The sequence below is a fragment of the Bradyrhizobium sp. TM239 genome (assembly GCF_036247985.1).
Lineage (GTDB): Bacteria > Pseudomonadota > Alphaproteobacteria > Rhizobiales > Xanthobacteraceae > Bradyrhizobium > Bradyrhizobium ottawaense.
In genome coordinates this window covers 1-1,044 of sequence record NZ_BTIR01000043.1, presented here as the reverse complement: position 1 = coordinate 1,044, position 1,044 = coordinate 1, and the positions used below count along the sequence as shown (strand labels likewise).

Annotated in this window: 1 protein-coding gene; it reads left to right on the top strand. The window is 61.8% G+C overall.

The genetic code is table 11. From position 1 onward, the window contains the following. Positions 1–212 precede the first annotated feature (212 nt). Positions 213–1,044, top strand: an 832-nt coding sequence (locus AABA84_RS34825) for an IS110 family transposase (protein ID WP_338314353.1), incomplete at its 3' end; no start/stop codon positions are given.

Below are 1,044 nucleotides of genomic sequence, written 5' to 3'. Positions count from 1 at the left end.
CCTTGTATTGGTGCGCCGAATTAGAATGGCCTCGTTCCGTGAGGAATGGCCCAGCCCGGGTGGCCGCCCGAGCTGGGCCGCCGATCGATCAGATCGCTGCCCACCGCAGCCTTGAGGGCTGCGTTTTGTAGCAAGATCGCGGTCGGCACTTCATCGGGACCCGCATGGTTGAACGAACTTCAGGTTCGCATCACAAGGGAGGGTCGAGGAAGATGGCCAAACGTAACACGATCTGTGCCGGAATCGATACCAGCAAAGATAAGCTCGACGTGGCGCTCGATGGCAGTTCGGAGGAGCTGCAGGTCAAGAACACGGCGGAAGGCCACCAGGAGCTGGTGGAGTGGCTGAAGCGCCACAAGGTCAAGCGGGTTGGGATCGAGGCAAGCGGTGGTTATGAGCAGGCGGCGGTCGCCGAACTGCGACGCCAGCGGTTTGTCGTCATCGTGTTTCAGCCGATCCAGGTCCGCGCCTATGCCACGTTCCATTTGCAACGGGCCAAGAACGACAAAATGGATGCCGCATTGATTGCGGCCTGCACCGCCGCGGTCAAGAAGATCCATCCCGCTCCAGACCCCCGGCTGCAGCCTTTTGCCGTGCATCTGACGATGATCGACCAGATCAAGGAGGACATCGCAAAGCTCAAGAACCGGCTGGAGAGCTGCCATGACGAACGTATCCAGAAGTTCTGGAAGGAGCAGATCGCTCTGTTGGCCAAGCACAGACGAGCCGAGTTCAAGGCCCTGGTGGCAGCGATCCGCAAGCATCGCGATCTCGCCGCACGGCTCGATCTGATCTACAGCGTTGGCGGCAGCGGCTTGCCGACCGCGGTTGCCATCTTGATCAGGATGCCCGAGATCGGTCAGATCACCCGCGAGCAAGCCGCAGCCCTCACCGGGCTTGCGCCCTACGATGACGACAGCGGCAAGCATGTCGGCGCCCGCAGGACTGACGGCGGACGCCAGCACTTGCGTCAGGCGCTCTACACCGCAGCTCTTCTGGCATCCTTCCGCTGGAGTCCGCAGCACATGGCACTGTCCAGCCGGC